The sequence below is a fragment of the Ignavibacteria bacterium genome, assembly GCA_013177855.1.
Classification (GTDB): Bacteria; Bacteroidota; Ignavibacteria; order Ch128b; family Ch128b; genus Ch128b.
In genome coordinates, this window is record JABLYA010000001.1 from 1163879 (window position 1) to 1185148 (window position 21270).

Genomic DNA, 21270 nt, shown 5'->3' on the forward strand with positions numbered 1-21270 from the left:
TTTTTCGTTAAAATTACAAAAAAATATTAGCATTTGATAGATGTTGGCTGAAAAAATTCCTGAATATGAATCAAATAACAATCAGCCAAACGAATTTTGTGAGCAAAGTTAAATCTTTGGTTTTCAATTTTTCTTCTGTTGATAAAAGATGATTTAAAACGATATAAAAGTTGCTTCCAATTTTAGGTTGCCACATAAACCTATAATTTATGTTCAACTCTTTCATCTCATTGTTCCATTGTGCGAAAATTGAACTGTAAGTCATAGTAGAGAAATCATATCGTAACCTCAAACCAAACTCTCGAGTGTAGAATCTCATCCCAGAAATTTCTATTCGATTAATATCAAAATCAGAACTAATTGATAAATGTTTCGAAAACATATAAGTAAGCTCAGATGAAATGTTTTTTCTTTTTCCTGAGTAGTATGTTCCGTCGTTGTAGCTTAGTTCCATAAATAAAGTTCGACTACGGGATGTATTCAAGTCAAATCCAATTGAATTAAAATTGTATTTACCAACCGGGATGTTGACTGTATCGAACAAAGTAAAATCACTTTCTACATAATCAAAATTTCTTTTGATCTCGATCTTGAAGAAATCATCTGAGTTAGTGATAAAACCAAAAGGAGAAATAGTTAGATTAGATGTTGAGAGTGTTTTATCTTCATTCCAGTAAAGATCTGATTCAAATAATGTGAAATTTAATTTTTTTATTCCCAGATAATTAATCCGTGGTGAAATTCTTAAATGAGATGTAACTGATTTAAATCCTGTTCTAAAGAAGAATCCCATCGCAGGATTAAAATCTCTCTGAGCTTCTCGATAACTCAAAAAAGCATTGATGAAATCGTTCGGAAAGCTGAAGAAGAATTTGTAAGCGTTATTTCTTCTACCGCCATTAGTTTCATCTGATCTGAGGGCACCACCGCCAATTGTTAAGGTTTGATCACCAAGAAAATCTGTAAAATTCAAATTAAAATCAGCTCCATAGACTCGATTAAAACCCTTTTTAGAAATTTTGTTTGTAATTATAAAACCAGCGTAAGATTGCTCGAACAAATCATATTTAATTCTGGCAACACTATAATTGGTTGCAGGTTCAGTTCCTTTAGCTGCAGTTTGAACATTTAAGAGTCCAATTTCAAATTCATTCATTCTGCCAACCAGTCTTGCACCAGCATTGATTGGAATTTCTTCTCCCTCGCTAATCCCAATTCTTCGACTATAAAAAACATTATTTCTGAAACCGAAAGTGTAATCAAAAACGCTTGAATTTTCTAAGAAAAATTCTCTCTTCTCGGGGAAGAAAAGTGGAAATCTTGTAAGATTTATTCTTGCTCGATCTGATTCAACTTGTGCGAAATCTGTATTAAAGGTTATATCGAGCGAGAGATTTTGGGTTAATCCATATTTAATATCCAGACCAGGCTTTATTAATGTTTCATTCTCACCGCTTGAAAATTGTCTGCCAAAGCTCAGGAAAGGTTTTAAATAAATTGGATCACCTCTTTCAATATTTTTTATCCCAATTAATTTACCTGCATAGGCAATTTTAAATAAGCCAAAATTTTTACCAACACCTGACCATAAAACTATTTCATTTAATCTTCTAATCTGTCTTTGAAAATTTATCCCCCAAATCTGTTCATTTTGTTTGTGAAATTTGAAAGTGGAGAACGGGAATTCAAATTCGATTGACCATCCAGAGTCAACTATAGCAGTACGAACATCCCAGATGCCGTTCCAATCTTCATTAAATCCTCTGAAATCCATTCCAGCTAATAAAGCATCATCTCGCATTCCAAGCGGATTTGTTCCAAACCAGTATGCTGATTTCTTATCATTAAAAGTATCAAAAAGAATATTAAAGTTATCATCACCACGAAGATTTCCATCGCTCTTTAATTCTCTTGCAATAATTTTCTCTGGTTCTGGGTCATAACACATCACACCAACATAGAGAGCGTAATCATTATAGATTATTCTGACTTCGGTCTTAAATGATGCTGGATTACCAGCAATTGGTTCTTGTTGGAGGAAGTCATTAACTGGTTTTGCAACCTGCCAGATTGAGTCATTTAATATTCCGTCAAGTTTTGGTTTTGTTGAAACTCTTTCGGCATAAATAATTTTAGAATTGGTTTGTCCTAAAATTGAAACTGGAATAATGAACAACAGTATCAGTAGAAAAATTGTTCTCATTTCACTCCAATTTTTTTTACAAAATTAACTCTTGTGATCAATATTTAGTGAACGAAGCTTAGAAAAATTTTAAGTCGCGTTTAAATAATTTTATCAAGTATAAAAATGAAAGAGGCATTTACCCTCATTAAATTTGAGACGATAAGAGAAATTTTAAAGTTTTGAGATGATAAAAATAAAACATTTAATAGAGTTAAAATTTTATCCATTTATTTAAACAACAAATTCTATTGAAAGAACAATAATAAAGATAAGAAAAGGTATAGATACGATTGGTTGTTTTGAAAACCTATCAAGTGCAGACAAGATTTTGTATTTAATCGTTGGTTTCAAAATTCAAGAGTTGTTTGGGTATGCATCTTTCAAAGAGGAACACAAATTTTTTGAACTAAATCTTTTTATAACTTTACTTGTAAAACTTCCTTTTTTTTTAACTTTTTATCAAAGGAAATTTTATATGAATAATTTAAAAGGCAAATTCCATTGGGGTTGGAATTGTGGAAGTGCTAATGATATTGATGTTCAATATTATTGGGGTGATAATGGTACATTAACAATTCAAAGGCATTATTTGAGAAAAATTATTTATAGCTGGCGTTTTTGTAATTCTAGAGATGGATGGATTGAAGAAACAAAAACTTTTTTGCTTCCACAACCAACTTCGGAACCATACACTTTTCCAGTAAATATCGCTTTCGGATATACTTTGGGCAAAAATTTAGAAGAAGGAGCTGATGAATATTGGGGTAGAAAATATAAAGTAGAAGCTAAACTGTATATTTTTTATGGTAAAGAAGCAATTTCTGACGAAGAATATTCAAATGTTGTTACAGGTTGCTTTAAACAAGGAGATTCTAATTTTAACCCTGATATGCAGCCAGGTTGTAATCCACCTGATGTTCAATGCGAAACCGGCGCTACTTATTGTGACTAATTATTATTAATTTATGTTGTGTTTATAATGATGAAAAACATTTTTTTAAGTTTTCTTTTGTTTTATAACTATACAATACCACAAAATAATTTTGTGGTTTTCAACTTAATGAATGCACCTTTTCCTACAAATAAACCATTTAATATTGTTCAAGATAAAGATGGTTCATACTGGTTTAGCTTTTTTTCCGAAAAACGTAATGGAATAAATTATCCCGGAGGAATTGCAAGGTTTGATGGATCTACCTGGCAAGTATTTACTAATCAAAATTCACCATTACCAACAAAAAGTGTCAATGTAATTGCCATCGATAGTTTAGGCAGAAAATGGATTGGCACAGATAGTGGATTAGTAAAATACGATGGAATGAATTGGATTATATATACTAAAGATAATTCACCATTGATGGAGGACATTATCTGGAATGTTACTGTTGAAAGGGATACTATAATCTGGATAGCCTCCTATACAACAGGTCTTTATAGATTTGATGGAATTAATTGGAATAGATGGCACACTGATAATTCTCCATTAATTTCAAATCAAATAAATTTTATTTTAATTGATGATGCAGGTATTAAATGGATTGGTGCTGACTATTCTCCACTATTTAGTTTTGATGGGACAAACTGGCAGCTTCATGGTAAGTTTCCATTTGCACCAGGACCTGGTGGTTTCGCTAATCCTGATGTTAGATCTATGGCAATTGATAAATATAATACGAAATGGATTTCCGGAGCTGGTTACTGGGGTGCAGGGCTTCCTCGATGGTATGCGATTGCAAAATTTATAGATACAACCTGGACGTTCTATGACTCAACTGTGATTGGATTTCAACACTACTCAAATTATTGTGGTGTAGCTATTGATAAAAATAATATTAAATGGTTCACTGATTTTAGGAATGGTCTAATAAGATATGACGATACAACTTTTTATCTTTTTAATCAAGAAAATTCACCGATAAGTAACAGCTGGGCAATAATAGTTGATAAATTTAATAATAAAGTTTTTTCTGCTGAATTAAATGAACAATTGCCAGATGGAACTTACCTGAGAGGGATAGTGTTTTACAACGAAAATGGAGTGGTGCTAAGCTCAGCAGAAAACTATTCACCAAAACCATTTGACTTTTATCTTGCGCAAAACTATCCCAATCCATTTAATGAAAAAACAAAAATCAGCTGGCACTCACCAGTCAGCGGTCATCAAACAATTAAAGTTTATGATGTACTTGGAAGAGAAATTGCAACACTAGTTGATGAATATAGAAATCCAGGAATATATGAAGTAACTTTTAATGCTGAAAATTTACCTAGCGGAATTTATCTTTATAAATTCAGCACTGGTTTACATTCTCTAACAAAAAAGATGTTGTTAATTAAATAAAAACTTCTACATCTCTAATCTCCACCAATCAACTACTTGAAGCATATAATCGACTACTTTATGAATATGATGTCTTAAGCATCTCTGCATTTATTAAAAATAAATTTATGAGCATATCAATTAGCTCAATCATTGCTTAAAGAGTATATCAAATATTAGTTTGATTTTGCATTACAAGGGAGGAACGAATTAAATCAATTTATATCTTGATGGAGATATAATCTTAAATATGATACCAAATATTTTCAAAAGCTTTTCAGAAATTATTTCGATTAACTTTAATTCATTTTCTGGAATATATTTGTAATGTTTATGAGTTAAAGTAAAAAAAAATTTCATCTTTAAGTATATTTACAAAAAGAATTGGGATTTTATCAATCAAGAAAAGTTTTTTGAAATTTTGAGAGATGGGGAATAAGAAAGGTAGTCGCTCTTCATCCTTCAGAGGATGAAGGGAGGAAAGTCCGAACTCCGTAGAGTAGGATACCAGGTAACGCCTGGGGGCTAAGAGCCAAAGCTCTTGGTCACGGAAAGTCCCGCTCTTGCGGGATCCCGATCAAATCGGGATGCAACAGAAAACACACCGCCCCGAGATTGTTTCGGGGTAAGGGTGAAATGGCGGGGTAAGAGCCCACCAGCATCAGGGTAACCTGATGGCTTGGCAAACCCTATCCGGAGCAAGGTCAAATAGGGGAGGAAGTGAGTTCTGGTTTTCTGCTCTAACTCACTACGAAGTTACTCGCTTCGTTATCACTCCCGGGTAGACCGCTGGATTCCGATGGCGACATCGGAACAAGATAGATGACTACCTCTCCTGCGGGAGAACAGAATTCGGCTTACTTATTTCCCATCTCTCATTAAAAATTTTTGAATTATGAAACAGAGATACAACTGGAAAATCCTAAATTGCCCCGATGAATTCAGTCAACAAGTTCTTGTTGATGATCTAAACATTCATCCATCATTAGCTAAGATTCTCATCCTTCGGAATATTGACAGCTATCGTAAAGCTAAACAATTTTTCAAAGGCACTCTCGATGATTTAAATGATCCTTTTCTTTTGATCGGAATGAGAGATGCAGTTAAAAGAATAATCAAAGCTTTAACCGAAAATGAAAAAATTATGATTTATGGTGATTATGATGTAGATGGTACCAATGCTGCTGCTATGCTTTATCTTTTTCTAACAGAAATTGGCGGGAATGTTCAAATTTATATTCCAAACAGATTAAAAGAAGGATATGGAATTTCACAAAGTGGAATAGATGAAGCAATTCAAAATGGAACCAAACTCATTATCTCAGTTGATTGTGGAATAACCGCAGTTGAAGAAACAGAATACGCAAAAAATCATGGGATTGATGTAATCATTTGTGACCATCACGAACCCGGAGAATTTATTCCTCGTGCAATTGCTGTTCTGGATCCATTAAAGCCTGGCTGTCCTTATCCATACAAATATTTATCCGGTGCAGGTGTAACTTTTAAATTGATACAAGCCATTTCGAGTTCGATCGGATCGAAAGACTTACCTTATAAATATCTCGATTTCGTTGCTGTTGCCAGCGCAGCTGATATTGTCCCTTTAACAGACGAAAATAGAATCCTTGTAAAATATGGACTTGAAAAATTAAATACTGATCCTCGGCCCGGTTTTAAAGCTTTAATTGAAAAAGCAGGATTAAAACCAGGAAAGATTACAAGTTCACATATTGTTTTTGGACTTGCACCTCGAATTAATGCTGTCGGCAGGCTTGGAGATGCAAATCGAGCTATTCAACTTCTTCTCTCAAAAGATTATGAAGAAGCATTACATTACGCTGAAATTTTAGATAAAGAAAATCGAAACCGAAGAGAAATTGACGAAGAGATTTTAAACGAAGCAATTCAAAAAGTTGAAAATGAAATCAATTTGGATGAAGAAATTGCTATCATTCTTCACAAGGAAGATTGGCATCTGGGTGTAATTGGAATTGTTGCATCGAGACTGGTAGAAAAATTTTACAGACCTTCAATACTTTTAACAAATGTTGATGGAATACTCAAAGGTTCAGCACGAAGTATCGCCGATTTTAATCTTTACGAAGCTTTGAAAGAATGTGAAGATGTGTTACTTCAATTTGGCGGACACAAAGCTGCAGCGGGACTTTCAATTCATTATGAAAAAGTTGATGAATTTAAAAGAAGATTTAACGAAATAGCAAAAATGAGATTGACCCCCGAACAACTAATTCCAACAATAGAAATTGAAGCAATCATTGAACTTAATACTATTACACCAAAATTCAGAAGAATACTTGAAAGATTTGCTCCTTTTGGACCACAAAACATGAAACCTATTTTCCTTACTGAGAAAGTTGAAATTTTTGATAAGCCAAGAATCAGCGGCAATAATCATATATTTATGAAGATCAGGAAAAATGGTTCTCCAGTTTTCGATGTTGTAGGATACAATTTAGGTGAATACGCTAAAGATTTACTTGATTTGAATGGTACAATTAAGAATACTTATATTGACATTGTCTATACAATTGAATCTACAACAATTAACGATATGGTATTTCCATTACTTAACTTAAAAGATTTTAGAATATCACAAAAATAGATGGAGAAATTTTTATGGCAGGACATTCAAAATGGGCACAAATTAAAAGAAAAAAAGCTGTTGTTGATGCAAAGAAAGGTAAATTATTCACCAAGCTAATAAGAGAAATTACTATTGCAGCAAGAGAAGGCGGTGGTAATCCAGATGGAAATCCAAGACTTCGTTTAGCTATTGATCAAGCACGAGCTGCTAATATGCCAATGGAAAACATTGAGCGCGCAATTAAAAAAGCTACGGGTGAACTCGAAGGCTCTAAATATGAAGAAATAATTTATGAAGGCTACGGACCAGGGGGCATTGCAATTCTAATTGAAGCCGTAACTGATAACAAAAACAGAACAGTATCTGAGCTGAGACATCTTTTCTCAAGACATGGTGGCAGACTCGCTGAGACTGGCAGTGTTAACTGGAAATTTCAAAGAAAAGGAATCATCACACTTGATAAAAATCAAATTGGTGAAGATGATTTGATAATGCTTGCTCTTGATGCCGGCGCTGATGATGTAATCACGGAAACAGATTACTATGAAATACAAACCGCAGTCGAGAATTTTGAGAAAGTTCGAAGAGCAATTGCTGATAAAGGTTTAAAAATTGAAAGTGCGTCTCTTCAATATGTCCCTCAAAATTTATTGAAGATTGATGCCAAGGAAAATGAAACAGCTATCAAGCTCCTCGAAGTTTTAGAAGATCACGATGATGTTCAGAATGTTTATACAGATGCAGACCTAACTGAAATAGAATAGTAATGATAATCTTAGGAATAGATCCCGGCACTCTCAAAACAGGTTATGGATTGATTGAATTTTCTAATGGCAGGGTAAAATTACTTGCTTCAGGAACAATTGAAAATAAAAGAATTAAGTCCCTGCCCCTTCGATTAAAATTTATTTATGATGAAATCTCCAAACTAATTGAAGAATATTTACCTGATGAACTTTCGATCGAGAGTGCCTTTTATGGTAAAAATGTTCAATCGGCTTTGAAAATTGGACACGCAAGAGGCGTTTCGATTCTTGCGGCAATCAACAAACAAATTCCCACTTATGAGTATTCACCAAGAGAAATAAAAAAATCTGTTGTTGGAAATGGAGCTGCATCAAAACAACAAGTAATGTATATGGTAAATCAAATTCTTGAATTGAAAAGGAAAATTACTAATTTCGATGAGACCGATGCTATTGCTGTTGCCCTCTGTCATCTTCAAAAAATTATGAGACCTGATAAAAAGCACAAAAATTGGGAAACATTTGTCAAAGAAAATCCACATTTAGTTATTGGATAAAAAATGTTTAATTATCTTTCAGGCAAGTTAATAAAGAAAAATCCGACCAATGTAATTCTTGATGTTAATGGAGTTGGTTATCAAATAAATATTTCATTAAATACTTTCGAAAAACTTCCTGAAGTTGAAAGTGATATTCGAATTTTTACTGTTCTAATTCCAAGAGAAGACTCAATTCAACTTTATGGTTTTTTTGATGAAGATGAAAAGCAGATGTTTGAACAATTACTCTCGATCTCTGGAATAGGTCCAAAAGTAGCTCAGAGCATATTATCGGGTATCAGTCCAGATGAATTAAGAAATCATATAATTCAGGGTAATACCTTAGCATTAACAAACATTCCTGGAGTTGGCAAAAAAACCGCTGAGAGGATGATCGTTGAATTAAGAGATAAGCTGACAAAGCTATCACCACCTGAAAAAATCATTTCTAAAGATGCAGAAGAAATTAGAATACAAGCATATCAGGCTTTGATTACGCTTGGTTATCAAAAACAACACGCCGAAAAAGCAATCCGCCTTGCTCTCAATGAAATAAATTCGAACAACGAAGAATTAAACATTGAGAATCTGATTAAGAAAGCTTTGAAGGAATTGAATAAGTAAATCGAGATAAAACTCAGTTCAATATTTTGAGTTTTTTATTGAAATAATTTTTGATCTTACCCTTTTCCCCTCTTATATAGAAGTTAGGTTTGTGCTCGAACTGAGTCCTCCGCCAATTGTAATTGAAGCCTCCTGGCTTCTGTAAATATCATTCTGAGCCTGTCGAAGGAAATGTCATCCCTTCGGGATTTTGCTTTTTGTTGTGCCTTCAATTTTTAACTATAATAATTTCATCCCTTCAGGATTTTTTTATCTGTATTTATGTTTCTATAATAATTTTATCCATACTTGATTTAATTTTTTATGCGTCACGTAATTCTATCTACAAATAGGTCGTCGCTACGCGACTTTAACTTTGGTTGTTCAACATTTTTCCTACAAATAGGTCGTTGCTATGCAACTCTAATTTTGATGTTGTTTAATATATTTCCTATAAATACTTCGTCGTTACGCGACTTCAATTTTAATCTGTTCGACTTTCTATCTGCAAATAGTTCGTTGCTGAGAAACTTCACATTTTTACAGCTTATTTTTTGGTGCTTCAACTAAGTTATCGTTATGTGATTTCTATTAAAAATTCTTTTAAAATTTTTAGGCGCTCTCATTTAAAATGTCCATAAGTAATTTTTTGTTTTTTATCGAACTAAAAAAGCTTCCTTGGAAGCGACCTAATTGTAGAGAAAACAAAAAACGAAAAAAATCAAAGCTCCATAGAAGCGACCTATTTGTAAAATTAATCACGAAGTGGTGAAATTATTTTAGAACGAAATTTATACGAAAAAAAACTAAAACTCCGAAGGAGTGACATTTTAAGATCAATCATTAAATTCCATTGATATAAAATTTTGCTCTTTTATTATGTTAGTCATAATGTCATCCCCAACTTGTCGAAGGAAGACATTATTAAACATTAATTTAATTCCTCATGCTTCGACATGGCTTAAACTGACAAAAGAGCAAAATTTTATACTTAACTTTATTGAAGTGAACGTCATCTTGAATTGAATTTTATTTAAATTCGAAAAACTTGCTTGAAGTTTTTTGCAATAAATTTCAAAATGCTGTAAATACCATGATGAATTATCACCATCATTCAAACTTTTTGGATTCTACTAAAATTTCTCTAAAATAGTTAACAATATAAATTCGATATGCAGCAAAAAGTAATAAAGGCCTCAAGGTTTTCACTTTTCTCAAATATTTTTCTTTTCATTATAAAACTTCTGGCAGGAATTCTTTCGAATAGTATTGCTGTAATTTCCGATGCAATTAACTCATTGTCAGATATACTTACAAACATCGCTGTTTACTTCTCAGTAAAAATTTCATATAAAAGCGCTGACTCAGATCATCAGTATGGACACCACCCTGCACAACCAATTGCAGCTATGATGCTTGCGATTTTTGCTGGTGTTGCTGGAATAACTGTTATTCGTGAGTCAATTATGCGAATCATTGAACCAACAATTCAAGATGTTTTAGTTTTTCCCGTTATCGTTCTTTCTATAACAATTGTTCTGAAATCTTTTATGTCTTATTACTTTAGAATTGTGAGTAAAAAGTATGATAGTCCAGCTGTTCGGGCACTTTCAATTGATAGTTTGAACGATGTTTTATCTTCATTAATCGCTTTGATCGCAATCGTAATTTCTACTTATAATCTCAAATATTTTGATGGTGTTGCAGGAATTTTAATCGCATTCTTCATCTTTAGAGCAGGTTATCATGTCGCTAAAGAAAACATTGACTATCTAATGGGCAAAGCTGCAAGTCAGGAATTAATCGATGAAATTTCAAATCGAGCGAAAAGCGTTAATGGCGTGCTTGGTGTAAGTGGATTAAGATCTCATCAATTTGGAAACAAGTATCATGTCGAAGTAAAAATAAAAGTCAATCAAAATCACTCAACAAAAGATGCATATAAGATAGCGCAGGAAGTTAAAGAACTTGTAACTCAACTGCCTGAAATTGCAGATGTATTTGTCCACATCGAACCTCACGATTAAAAAACTCTTTCCCAACTTACTCATTCAATATTTTCATCAGATCAGTGGGTAATTCATACTCGGGGAAATCTTTCTTCAATTTTTTCAAACATTGTTTCGATTTTTCAATATTCCCAAAAATCAACTCATAAACTGCTCTATTCAATAACATATTTATGATTGTATTTTTTATCTCTCTTGTTTCAAAAAGGTGACTTTTAGAAAAATCAAAATTATAATCAATTTGTTTTTCTTCAACATAATTTCCACGAGGAACAAGCTTAAATAAAAAGTGATATGGAACTAATTCATAGTTATGAGGAATTTTAACCTCACCCTGTAACTTTAATTTCAACATTTCAGGTGAAAAATAAACACTGCGATTTGAATAATTCAAAGAAACAACGGTATCTCTTAACTGTATCACCCCTGGATGAATTTTATTAAGCTGGGTATAATACCATTTCTGCTGAAGCAAATAATGTTCAGCAATTACGATATCTGACCTTACTCCTTCAACTAATTGATAATACAGACTTGGAAAATAAAATGATGATCTTGCACTTAACACTATTGAATTTTCATCGACAGAATTTAATAAAGTCAATGTATAATCATCCATCAATTTATGATCACTTAAATCAACCCTTGAATAGTTTTGATAAATCTCCATAGATATTGAGATTAAAAATACAATTGCAATTGTTATTTGCTTTGTCTTCTTACTCATTTTTATTGTGGTTAAATAAAATATTCCCAGCCCCGAAAAAATTGAAACCATCATAAATGCTGGTAGATAATAAGCATCAATATCAGGAATGTTATATAAAGCTGAAATAACCATAGTCGTTAGGAAGATCAATAAAAGTAATTGAAAAAGCTTTTTGAAATAGAAAAAAGAAACAAGCAATCCAAGAAAAGCGATTAAAATTACAATGCTAAAATCGGAACCTGAAAATTCAGAGTGATTAAGGTTAATCGTGAAAGAGTTTAGAAACTTACCAATATTAGAAATGTAATCGCCAAACGATGGAAATAAAAATTGATGATAAAGTCTTCCTGTAATGTGATTAATGAAACTTTCAAATGTTACCGGGTTACCCCAATTTAAGAAAGGTTGCATCTTAGCTCGAATTGGAATATAAAGATAAATAAGTGTAGTAATTGAAATCCCAATTAAAGCATAGACGACGAATTTTTGGATTTTAGGTTTACTAAAATTCCATTTGTAAAAATAAAGGAAAAGAAAAGATGGTATTATAAAAATCGTTGATAAGTGATTTGTAAATCCAAGCGAAAGAAAAATAAATGCAATAAACCATTTATCTCGGAAAAATGATGTTTCAATTTCAGAACGATTCGCTAAAAATGCTTTGACCATAAAATAGAAAATCAATGAAAAGAGAAAAATATGAAGTGTATAAACTTCCACAGATAGACTTTGAAACCATAGGGTTTTACTAAATCCGAAAACCAGCCCACCAAAAACTGCTGAAATAATTTTTATTCTTTCTCCAACATTAAATCTCTCATAAATATTTTCAGCATAGGATATTTTTGAAGAAACCCATTGTGGCAAAGTATTAAGTAAAAACTTTATTGTTATTGTCAAAACATAAATTGCACCAAATGACCATAAGGCCGTTAGTAAATTCAATTTTGTTATTGGTCTCAGCGGAAACGGTAAATGTGAAAAAATAAATCCAAGAATAGTAAAGAGCGGATAACCTGTTGGATGTGCAATCCCGAGTGTATATTGGACTGCAGCAAGTTCACCAGAGTCGGATTCAATTACGCCTGGAGCAAGAGTCCGTAAATAAAATATGAAAACAACGATTGAAGTAAGAATTGCATAATGTTTAAAAAACAAATTGGATACTCTTTCAGTAATTTTCATATTTCAAATAGAGATTAGTGATTGAATGTGAATATCTTAAAAGCGGCTCTACTCTTTTGTAATTCAACGCAAATTCAATCTCTGCTTTTGAAGAGCTTCAAAGTATTTGCGTATCAGAACCTCGTAGTCTTTTGCATAGCCTTCTTCAAGAGCTCTTAAAAGGTCCTGCCGAATTCGTGAAAGCATATCATCTTGATTTAATTTTAATTCATCTGGGGGCTTTGTTGTAAGCTGTTCACCTGGACGAGACTCTCGCCGCTTTTCGTAATCTCTTTCATTCATTGAACGTTGAGCATCAAGTAATCGGGTGAGAATTTTTTCCTGTTTTTGAATTAAATCATCACTAACATTATTCTGTTTAAGCTCTCGGACAACTTCCTCCATCTTCTTTGCAACATCCTCAAGATCACCGAGCAATCTGCTCGATTGACCACTTTCTTTCATTTCACGATTTAACTCTTCAAGTGATTTTCTAATCATTTCCTGCTCTGCTGCAAGTCTCTGCATCTGAGCAAGTTGTTCCATAGACAGCTGCCCCTGACCAAGCATTTGAGTTAGATTATTCAAATTCATTTGCTGCTGAGCCATCTGTTGAAGTCTTTGCATAAACGACATCATTCCACCGCCCTGACCTCCCTGCATCATATTTTGCAGCATATTTTGAATCAAATCGGCTGCCTCATTTAAATTTCCCATTGCCTCCTTTTGCGATTGAGATGATGAAGATAAATTTCTGTTCAATAAATTTTCAATTGATTCATTCATTCGCATCATTGCTTTACCAACTGCTCTTCCCATCTCTGGAGTTACCGCAAACGATTTATTTGAAAGCTCAACCATTCGATCAATAAGTTTTCTGAGATTTTCCATTAATTCTGCTTGCTTGCGAGTAATTTCATTTACCTGCTGTGAAGATGGATCAATATTGCTTGTTCTGTTTTTCAAGTTCTCTTGTTGTTTTGAAAGAGTTATCAAATCAGTGGTTAATCTTTGAAGTTGTATCATCGTTTGCATCATTTGATTACGCATCATTTCCTGCTTGAGCTGATTTAACCCTTCTTGAAGTTTACCAAAACTTGATTTCAAACTTTTCTGATTTTCTTTTGCACTCTTAACATCACCTTTTTTCATCTGCTCAGATGAACGACGAGAACACTGCTGCGGATTTTGTGAAGCAAATTCTTCGGCTAACTTTTTCATTTCTTCGGTTGGCATTTCATCTGGGAATTGCTCCATTTTATCAGACAATTCATCAAGGTTCTTTTCAAGATTTTCAATATCCTTTGTCAGCTGATCCTGTTGTTTACTTAATTCATTTAGTTTTTGCTGATCGTTTGGATTGGTATTGTTCAATTCATTCATCAAATCTTCAAGTTTCTGATTCATCTGATCCAATCTTTTGAGAGCTTCATCCATTTTTTGTTCAATTTGAATTCGCTTCAAGAGCTCAATTGTCCTTTCGAGGCTTGCACGAAAATTTTCTTCATTAAATTTAAAGTTCTTCAGCGCCTCCTGCATCATTTGCCGATTTAAAGATTTCAAAGCTTCATTTAATCGTTGAATAGCTTCTTTCAACTCTTTCGAATCGAGTTGGTTAAGAAGTTCTTGCAATTCCATAAATTTTTGAAGAGTCTCTTTCGACAAAGTTTTATTCTCATTTAATTTGTTTCGAAGGTCATTTAATTGTTGCTGAAGCTCGTCAATTTTTTGAAGTACTTCTTCGTGCTTTTTAACAATATCTTCTGCTTTTTTCTGTTCTTCCCAGCTCAATTTGTCCTGCTGTTTTAAATCCTTTGGTGTTTTTATTTCTTTATCCAGTTCTTCAAGTTTTTGTTTTAGTTCTTCAACTTCTTTTTGAATTGATCGTGCCTCTTCAATCGTATTCTCAAATTGTTTATTTCCTTCCGCTAAAATTTCGTCAAGTGATGGAAGTCGAACCTGCATTAAAGGTGTTTGAGCCGATTTTGGTCCAGAGATTAAATCATTATCGTAAACTTCTAAATAGTAGGTCACAACATCTTCGGTAACAAGATTTAGATTAGTCAAATTCCACACATAAGTCAAAACAGTATCAAGTGAATTTCCAAATGGTAAATCCACTTTTGTGTATTTTTCTTTTGGAGGTTCGAAACGAGAATAAGATAATTTATAATTTAAAGTCAATTTGCTAAATCCAAAGTCATCTTTTATTCTGAAGATCAAAGGAACACGCATATTGTCTGTTAAATTGACTGTTTCGGTTGGAGAAAGAAGAGATATTGACGGTGATAAATCTTCATTTAAATTAATTTGATATTCGACTGGATTTAAATTTGGATAACCTTCAGCGTCTAAAATTAAAATCTTGTAAGTTCCACTTTTCATTAATTTGAATCTTGCAGATGCTTGGTGTCCATTTACATTTAATTTAATTGAACTTGAGTCATCAAAAAGTATTCTGGCTTGATTTAGATCTTTGCTGCTTTTTATTACAAATTCAACTGTTGAACCTTTTATTGTATTAATATTACCATCATCCTCGAGTAGCTGAATTGGAATCTTTGTATAAGCAGGCGGAATAACTTTAATTTGTAATTCTTTAATGATTGGATAATTAACTACTTCAATTGTATAAAGACTACTTTTGACATTTCGGGCCTGAGCATAAATTCTAAAAGTCCTTGGCGGGGAAACAAATTTGTATTTAAATTCTCCTGAAGAATCAGCTTCAAGCGAAATTCTTTCAAAGATTTCCATTCCTTCGAAACTATAAAACAAATCAAGTTTATCAATTTCTTTACCAATAGTTTTAATTCTACAGAAGTAATTATCCCCTTTTGTGATCTTTGCATTTCCCGGCTCAATCACGATGTAAAAATCAGGTGGCTTTACAAAATCTTTGTTGAAGTTTATTATCCGATAAGAAGCAAAGGGCAAATCCGGAAATGCAAATCCAAAAATTATAAAAGCAGCGAAGGTAAAGACGAATATCTTCAAATACTTATTTAAGTTTTCTTTTCTTATGATTTCTTCGAGTTTAAAATTCTCAAAGTAGTTTAGATTTTGTTCAATCGCAGCAAAGGTTAATTCCTTCGAGTAGTAATTGTCTTTGTTGATATTAAAAATTAATTGAAGAACATTGACAAGTTTATCCTTAATCTCCTTGAAATATTCACCAATCAGCTTTCCAATTGATAAATAAATTTTCTCTTTGCTTGCTCTCTTGAATTTTATAAGTGGATAAATCAAGAAGAAAAAAATAAGTGCCGATAGCGTTAATAAAATTGAAATAAAAATTAAAAAGCGTATAGGTTTGTCAAAAGAAAAAAGAAACTCCAACAACGAAAAAACAAAAAACACAAATGTGAAAATCAATAAAGCCTTAATGAAACCTTCAAGCAAATTAATAAATGTTAGCTGCCTGGCTATGTTATCAAGTCTTTTGAAAAAATTCTGAATTTTCTTTTCACTCATTTCGCTTTAAAATTTTTAGTGTGTCAATGCATAAACAAGGATGTTTGTTCCCATCTTAAAAGCTAATTCACGAATTTCTGGAGGGTCGTTATAAACATCAGGCTCAACCCAGCCATCACCTAAATTACTTTCATAAGTGTAAAAAACAACAAGCCTACCATTCAAAAAATAACCAAATCCTTGCGGTGGTTTTTTATCGTGCTCGTGAATTTTTGGAAGTCCTCTGTCAAAGTGATAAAAAGAATGGTAAATAGGATGATTAAATGGAATCTCCTGAAGTTGCTGATCGGGAAAAACTTTTTTCATTTCACGTCGAAATGCTTGATCCATACCATAATCATCATCTGCATAGAGAAAACCGCCATTCTCCAAATACTTCCTTAATCTTTTTGCTTCGCTTTCTGTAAATGAGATATTACCATGACCTGTCATAAATAGAATTGGATAATTGAAAATTTTATCAGAATTAATGTCGACAAAAACATATTCAGGTTTGGTTTTAATTCCCGTAACAGATTGAACATACTTCAATAAATTCACCTCACCCGAAGGGTCATTATACCAATCACCACCTCCGCTATATTTTAATCGAGCAATTTGAACTTCGTTTTGCGAAATAGCTGAAGTTGTAAAGATAAGACCGAATAGTAATAAGAAAATACTCTGTTTCATAAAGACAATATATTTGCGAGCAAGTTAATTATCAATTTATTTTAGATCATCTTTTTTAATTAAGGCATCAAGATAAATATTTCATTCATTTTAATTTAAAACTGGCAAAAAGTTTTTATCATTTAATTAATTGGTTTAAATTTGAAACAAGATGCTTCAAGATAGTGAGAGAATAACCAGACCGCCAATAGAAAATCTGGATGAAGAATTCAGAAAAGAAGCCCTTCCTCATATGGATGCACTCTACAATTTTGCTCTGCAACTCACACAGGATTCCGATGATGCAGCAGATCTCTTGCAGGAAACTTTTATAAAAGCTTATCGCTTCTGGGATAAATTCGAGAAAGGAACTAATTGCAAAGCTTGGTTGTTTCGAATAATGAAAAATTCATTTATCAATTTTTACAGGAAGAACACTCGTTCCCCTGAAAAATTAGATTACGATGAAATCGAGGAGATTTACGAAACAATCAAGTCCAATGAAGAAAATCCACACAATCTTGATAGAGAAATTTATGATAACATTTTTGATGACGAAGTAATGGAAGCAATAAAGTCTTTACCTGAAGAATTCAGAACAGTTTTGATTATGTGTGATGTTGAAGGAATGACATACGAAGAAATTGCAGATTTTATGGATATTCCAATTGGAACGGTTAGATCGCGAATCCACAGAGCGAGAAAAGTCCTTGCAACAAAGCTTTATGAGTATGCAAAATCTCGCGGTTATAATGTGGACGAGCAGGGTGAATAAGGAATGAATTGCAAAGAATTTCAAGATTATTTATCTGCGTTCGTTGATAATCAAATTGATAATGAAATTAAACTTCAGGCACAAAACCACCTAAGCATTTGTCCTTCCTGTTTTTTTGACTATAATGTTGAGTTACTTGTAAAGAAAGTTGTATCAGAGAAATTCAAAAAGGCTGTCTGTCCTGATCATTTAAGAAATTCGATCATAGAAAAGCTTGCCTACAAAAGATCAATCAAAGATCTGATATTCGATTGGCTGGTAAATATCTTGGAAAGAAAAAGCTTTAAAATTTCTTTTGCTCTTGGATTAATTTTGATTATGTCTTTTTTAGTCTTTAATCCATTTGCTAACACTGAGGAAAAATATTACAAAGAATTTGCTGCTGCTGTTTATGAAAATTGTAAAAATATCCGAAACAGTAGATATCCTGATAAGACTATTTTTACCTCCAACAATGAAACTGTTGCGCAATTTATTTTATCAAACGGAATTAAAAATCCTGTGATGCCTAAAACTGACTGGCAAGTTGCTGTTGCAAGTATTGAAGAACAAAACAATTGTGTATTAGCCCATTTCCTTTTCAAATGTGAGGTGGATACAGTTTATATGATGGAATGTGAGGTGGACAACTTGAGATATTCAAATTACTCCAATCTATTTTATAAAATTCATGATGATTTAAGGAAGAAGAGTTTTGTTAAAGTTGATCATAAAGATTGTTCTGTAATTTTCAGACTTGAAAATAATGTTTTGACGGTCTATGCAATGCGTTCAGATAACCACCATTCCTTCGAAGAGTTGATTGCATCACTTGAATAATTTCATCTTTCCTTTTCAGTAAAAATTTTATCATCAATTCCCCTGTTTACAATGTAATTTGTGTAATTCAAAATTATTGAACCCGATTTAGGAGAGTCATCTAATATCTTTAAATCTTTATCTAATTTTCTCTGGCGAATCATTCTCAAGTTTTTGATTTCAAAATCAACTTTTAATTTTTCAGGCAGCCAATACTTTCCATCAATTAGTTTATTAAAAAACTCTGCCTCAATTTTACCTGATCGTGAATTTATGCCGCTTAACTTTCTTATTGTATAGTTAGATGAGTTTATCCATAAAGTTACTACTTCTTCACTTTCTGGATTATTTGGAATTACTTTTATTATGAAATGTTTTATGTTATCTATTTCCGTTTCACCGATGTATACACTTGAAAAATCTTGCTTAAACAACATATCGGGACCAAATCTAATTGCCTGCTTAGGCAAAAGCATAAAACTTTTTGATTCAACTTTGAATTTATCTGGTTTCTTAAAATAAATTTTCGCTTGAAGTTCTGGTATTACTGCATCTGGGAAATCAACTTTACCTTTCACATCAACAACATAATCCTGAATAACATCAAAATTCATTTTTACTTTTTCTAAGATCTTATCGGCATTTGTACTCTGCGCCAGAACAATTTGACTTAAAAGAATCAAAAATGTTAAAAACTTTTTCATACCGGTTCCTATGTTAGAATATCTTTTTTACGAAATGTAAAAAGTGTAATTGCAAAGAATAAAATAATATGTCCAATTAAAACCGAAATCGATTCTAAAATCTTTTTCCAATCAACTGGATACTCAAAAAAATCTAACCAAACAGTCATATACTTTGTAAACAAATAAGGCGAAATCTTTTCGAAGATTTCAAATGGGAGTTGATTAATTATCAGGAAAATTACAATTACAGCCATTGTTCCAACGATAGGACCAATTGCATTATTAACAAAAGATGAAAATAATGCACCAAGACTAACAACAAGACACATTGAAATAAAAGCAGAAAGATAAGCTAAAACAAACCTCCATAAAATGTCGTGCTCTGAAATAACGATAAATTTATCAATTAGAATTAATAAGTCACCAGATCCAAGTGAAACAAGAGAAGGAATTAGAGACATAAATGCAAAAAATAAAATGAACACAAATGCATAAATAAATCCAGCAATAAATTTTGAAATTACAATCATTTCTCTGCTTACAGGTCTGGTCAAAAGCATTCGATAAGTTCCTGCAGTCCCTTCACCAGCAAAAAGATCACCAGCAACAAGAGTAATAAAAAAAGGAACATGAACAATTATTAATTGAAAAACCAAGAAAGCGACAAACCAACCATTAAGCAAATTTCCAACTATTAAAAAGTCATCGCCAAGTGAACGACTCAAATTTCTTAAATAAAAGTTTCCGCTGATGCTTATTCCATAAATCATAATTGGAATAAATACACCAAAAGCAGCAAAACCTATATAAGTTCTCCACTTCTTGAAAATTTTATAAAGCTCAATTGAAATCAGAGAAAAAATCATTTTTCATTTCCTCGGGTAATTTCTAAAAAGAATTCTTCAAGTGTTCTTTGGGGTCGAAACCAATAAACATCAATACCATTTGTTACAAATATTTTATTTAAATCGTGAGCAGGTATTTTATTTGAAAGAATTTTTAATCTTCCATCCTCAATCTTGAAATCTTGTTCTTCAACTAAATTTAGACTTGACAAAAGCTTTAACGAATTATCCAGATTTGAAACTTCAAAGAGATATATTGATTTGCTTGCATCCAATAAATCTTTCACATTGCCTTCAATAACTTTCTTTCCTTTATTGATGATGATCATTCGATTCGCAACCTGTTCAATTTCATATAAAAGATGAGATGAAAGCAATATAGTCTTTCCTTTATCCCTGGAAAGTCTAACAATTAAATCTCGAATTTCTTTCATTCCAAAAGGATCAAGACCTGTTGTTGGTTCATCTAAAATTATAAGCTCGGGATCGTGAAGTAAAGCTTGAGCGATACCGAGCCTTTGCTTCATACCATGAGAGAAAGTTTTAACTTTACTATTCCAACGATTTGAAAGACCTACAAAATCCAGAATATCCATTATTTGTTTTTTTGTTGGATGAATTCCATAAAGGCGTGCAAGAATTTCAAGATTTTTGAAGGCAGTTAGATAGAGATAAAAATCAGGGCTCTCAACTATTGCACCAACTTTTCGAAGAACTTTTTTATTGGTTGGTGAAAGTTTTTCACCAAAAAGAAAAATTTCTCCATCATCAGGGTAAATTAAAGTCGTTAACATTCTAATGGTTGTACTTTTACCAGCTCCGTTTGGACCAAGAAAACTAAAAACATCACCTTTATAAACTTCAAGGTCTAAATTATCTACAGCAATAAGTTTTTTGAATCGCTTAGTTAATTTTTTGGTCTGAAGTACAATTTCCATATCGCAAAATTTTTGTTCCAAAGCTAAATAATTTTATAGTAATAAATAATGAAATAAAATTGACCTGATTAAATCATTTATTATTAGCATTAGCCATTCAAGAATAAATTTTCTCAGATCGTACTAAGATTATATATGTTTGATTCAACGCCTTTCTGATTTAGAAAATTTTTACTTTTAATTTATCGAATAGAAATTTGAAAAAGCATTTTGTTTCATT

16 protein-coding genes and 1 other RNA gene are annotated in these 21270 nt (G+C 32.3%); 10 read left to right on the forward strand and 7 right to left on the reverse strand.

Translation table 11 applies throughout. The annotated features are described in order from the left end of the window. Positions 1–70: 70 nt before the first annotated feature. Positions 71–2203, reverse strand: a complete 2133-nt coding sequence (locus HPY57_04855) for a carbohydrate binding family 9 domain-containing protein (GenBank protein NPV11105.1) — start codon at positions 2201–2203, stop codon at positions 71–73. Positions 2204–2660: 457 nt separating this feature from the next. On the opposite strand from HPY57_04855, the gene HPY57_04860 reads away from it, so the two are divergent. The 8 genes from HPY57_04860 to HPY57_04895 all read left to right on the forward strand — a co-directional run bounded on the left by HPY57_04860 (position 2661) and on the right by HPY57_04895 (position 11028). After that, a complete protein-coding gene (locus HPY57_04860) occupies positions 2661–3137 on the forward strand; it encodes a hypothetical protein (protein ID NPV11106.1) in 477 nt (158 codons plus the stop codon). 27 nt (positions 3138–3164) lie between these two features. After that, entirely contained in the window at positions 3165–4526 is a 1362-nt protein-coding gene (locus tag HPY57_04865; GenBank protein ID NPV11107.1) for a T9SS type A sorting domain-containing protein, read from the forward strand. A 409-nt stretch (positions 4527–4935) separates the two neighbouring features. Beyond that, positions 4936–5379: RNase P RNA component class A (rnpB, locus tag HPY57_04870), an RNA gene on the forward strand. A 21-nt stretch (positions 5380–5400) separates the two neighbouring features. Then, positions 5401–7131 carry a single-stranded-DNA-specific exonuclease RecJ gene (gene recJ, locus HPY57_04875; GenBank protein ID NPV11108.1) on the forward strand — a complete coding sequence of 577 codons (1731 nt, stop codon included), beginning with the start codon at positions 5401–5403 and terminating at the stop codon, positions 7129–7131. 14 nt (positions 7132–7145) lie between these two features. Next, positions 7146–7877 carry a YebC/PmpR family DNA-binding transcriptional regulator gene (locus HPY57_04880; GenBank protein ID NPV11109.1) on the forward strand — a complete coding sequence of 244 codons (732 nt, stop codon included), beginning with the start codon at positions 7146–7148 and terminating at the stop codon, positions 7875–7877. Between the two features lie 2 nt (positions 7878–7879). Continuing rightward, positions 7880–8416 (forward strand): crossover junction endodeoxyribonuclease RuvC, encoded by a 537-nt coding sequence (gene ruvC / locus HPY57_04885; protein ID NPV11110.1) that lies wholly within the window; start codon positions 7880–7882, stop codon positions 8414–8416. A 3-nt stretch (positions 8417–8419) separates the two neighbouring features. Then, positions 8420–9022 carry a Holliday junction branch migration protein RuvA gene (gene ruvA, locus HPY57_04890; GenBank protein ID NPV11111.1) on the forward strand — a complete coding sequence of 201 codons (603 nt, stop codon included), beginning with the start codon at positions 8420–8422 and terminating at the stop codon, positions 9020–9022. A gap of 1151 nt (positions 9023–10173) precedes the next feature. Then, positions 10174–11028 carry a cation transporter gene (locus tag HPY57_04895; protein ID NPV11112.1) on the forward strand — a complete coding sequence of 285 codons (855 nt, stop codon included), beginning with the start codon at positions 10174–10176 and terminating at the stop codon, positions 11026–11028. Between the two features lie 16 nt (positions 11029–11044). Here the strand turns inward: HPY57_04895 and HPY57_04900 are convergent, their stop codons facing one another. The 3 genes from HPY57_04900 to HPY57_04910 form a co-directional block, all read right to left on the reverse strand. Next, positions 11045–12904, reverse strand: a complete 1860-nt coding sequence (locus HPY57_04900) for a DUF2723 domain-containing protein (protein NPV11113.1) — start codon at positions 12902–12904, stop codon at positions 11045–11047. A gap of 63 nt (positions 12905–12967) precedes the next feature. Further along, the gene (locus HPY57_04905; protein NPV11114.1) at positions 12968–16357 is read right to left on the reverse strand and encodes a hypothetical protein; all 3390 of its coding nucleotides are present in this window, start codon (positions 16355–16357) and stop codon (positions 12968–12970) included. 15 nt (positions 16358–16372) lie between these two features. Then, on the reverse strand, positions 16373–17029 hold the full coding sequence (locus HPY57_04910) for a DUF4159 domain-containing protein (GenBank protein NPV11115.1): 657 nt from the start codon (positions 17027–17029) through the stop codon (positions 16373–16375). A gap of 151 nt (positions 17030–17180) precedes the next feature. Here HPY57_04910 and HPY57_04915 point away from each other — a divergent pair, with 151 nt between their 5' ends. Both HPY57_04915 and HPY57_04920 read left to right on the forward strand, forming a co-directional pair. Beyond that, the gene (locus HPY57_04915) at positions 17181–17783 is read left to right on the forward strand and encodes a sigma-70 family RNA polymerase sigma factor (protein NPV11116.1); all 603 of its coding nucleotides are present in this window, start codon (positions 17181–17183) and stop codon (positions 17781–17783) included. Between the two features lie 3 nt (positions 17784–17786). Next, on the forward strand, positions 17787–18602 hold the full coding sequence (locus HPY57_04920; GenBank protein NPV11117.1) for a hypothetical protein: 816 nt from the start codon (positions 17787–17789) through the stop codon (positions 18600–18602). A gap of 2 nt (positions 18603–18604) precedes the next feature. Here the strand turns inward: HPY57_04920 and HPY57_04925 are convergent, their stop codons facing one another. The 3 genes from HPY57_04925 to HPY57_04935 are packed head-to-tail and all read right to left on the reverse strand — an operon-like array spanning position 18605 to position 21050. After that, the gene (locus HPY57_04925) at positions 18605–19285 is read right to left on the reverse strand and encodes a hypothetical protein (protein NPV11118.1); all 681 of its coding nucleotides are present in this window, start codon (positions 19283–19285) and stop codon (positions 18605–18607) included. Positions 19286–19293: 8 nt separating this feature from the next. Beyond that, the gene (locus HPY57_04930; protein ID NPV11119.1) at positions 19294–20130 is read right to left on the reverse strand and encodes an ABC transporter permease; all 837 of its coding nucleotides are present in this window, start codon (positions 20128–20130) and stop codon (positions 19294–19296) included. Continuing rightward, positions 20130–21050, reverse strand: a complete 921-nt coding sequence (locus HPY57_04935; protein ID NPV11120.1) for an ABC transporter ATP-binding protein — start codon at positions 21048–21050, stop codon at positions 20130–20132. The genes HPY57_04930 and HPY57_04935 overlap by 1 nt, the downstream gene beginning before the upstream one ends. Positions 21051–21270: the final 220 nt, after the last annotated feature.

Coding starts and splice junctions, on each gene's coding strand:
- HPY57_04880 (NPV11109.1), top strand. CDS start 7,146: ATGGCAGGACATTCAAAATGGGCACAAATTAAAAGAAAAAAAGCTGTT.
- HPY57_04855 (NPV11105.1), bottom strand. CDS start 2,203: ATGAGAACAATTTTTCTACTGATACTGTTGTTCATTATTCCAGTTTCA.
- HPY57_04920 (NPV11117.1), top strand. CDS start 17,787: ATGAATTGCAAAGAATTTCAAGATTATTTATCTGCGTTCGTTGATAAT.
- HPY57_04860 (NPV11106.1), top strand. CDS start 2,661: ATGAATAATTTAAAAGGCAAATTCCATTGGGGTTGGAATTGTGGAAGT.
- HPY57_04910 (NPV11115.1), bottom strand. CDS start 17,029: ATGAAACAGAGTATTTTCTTATTACTATTCGGTCTTATCTTTACAACT.
- ruvA (NPV11111.1), top strand. CDS start 8,420: ATGTTTAATTATCTTTCAGGCAAGTTAATAAAGAAAAATCCGACCAAT.
- HPY57_04900 (NPV11113.1), bottom strand. CDS start 12,904: ATGAAAATTACTGAAAGAGTATCCAATTTGTTTTTTAAACATTATGCA.
- HPY57_04925 (NPV11118.1), bottom strand. CDS start 19,285: ATGAAAAAGTTTTTAACATTTTTGATTCTTTTAAGTCAAATTGTTCTG.
- ruvC (NPV11110.1), top strand. CDS start 7,880: ATGATAATCTTAGGAATAGATCCCGGCACTCTCAAAACAGGTTATGGA.
- HPY57_04905 (NPV11114.1), bottom strand. CDS start 16,357: ATGAGTGAAAAGAAAATTCAGAATTTTTTCAAAAGACTTGATAACATA.
- HPY57_04935 (NPV11120.1), bottom strand. CDS start 21,050: ATGGAAATTGTACTTCAGACCAAAAAATTAACTAAGCGATTCAAAAAA.
- recJ (NPV11108.1), top strand. CDS start 5,401: ATGAAACAGAGATACAACTGGAAAATCCTAAATTGCCCCGATGAATTC.
- HPY57_04895 (NPV11112.1), top strand. CDS start 10,174: ATGCAGCAAAAAGTAATAAAGGCCTCAAGGTTTTCACTTTTCTCAAAT.
- HPY57_04915 (NPV11116.1), top strand. CDS start 17,181: ATGCTTCAAGATAGTGAGAGAATAACCAGACCGCCAATAGAAAATCTG.
- HPY57_04865 (NPV11107.1), top strand. CDS start 3,165: ATGATGAAAAACATTTTTTTAAGTTTTCTTTTGTTTTATAACTATACA.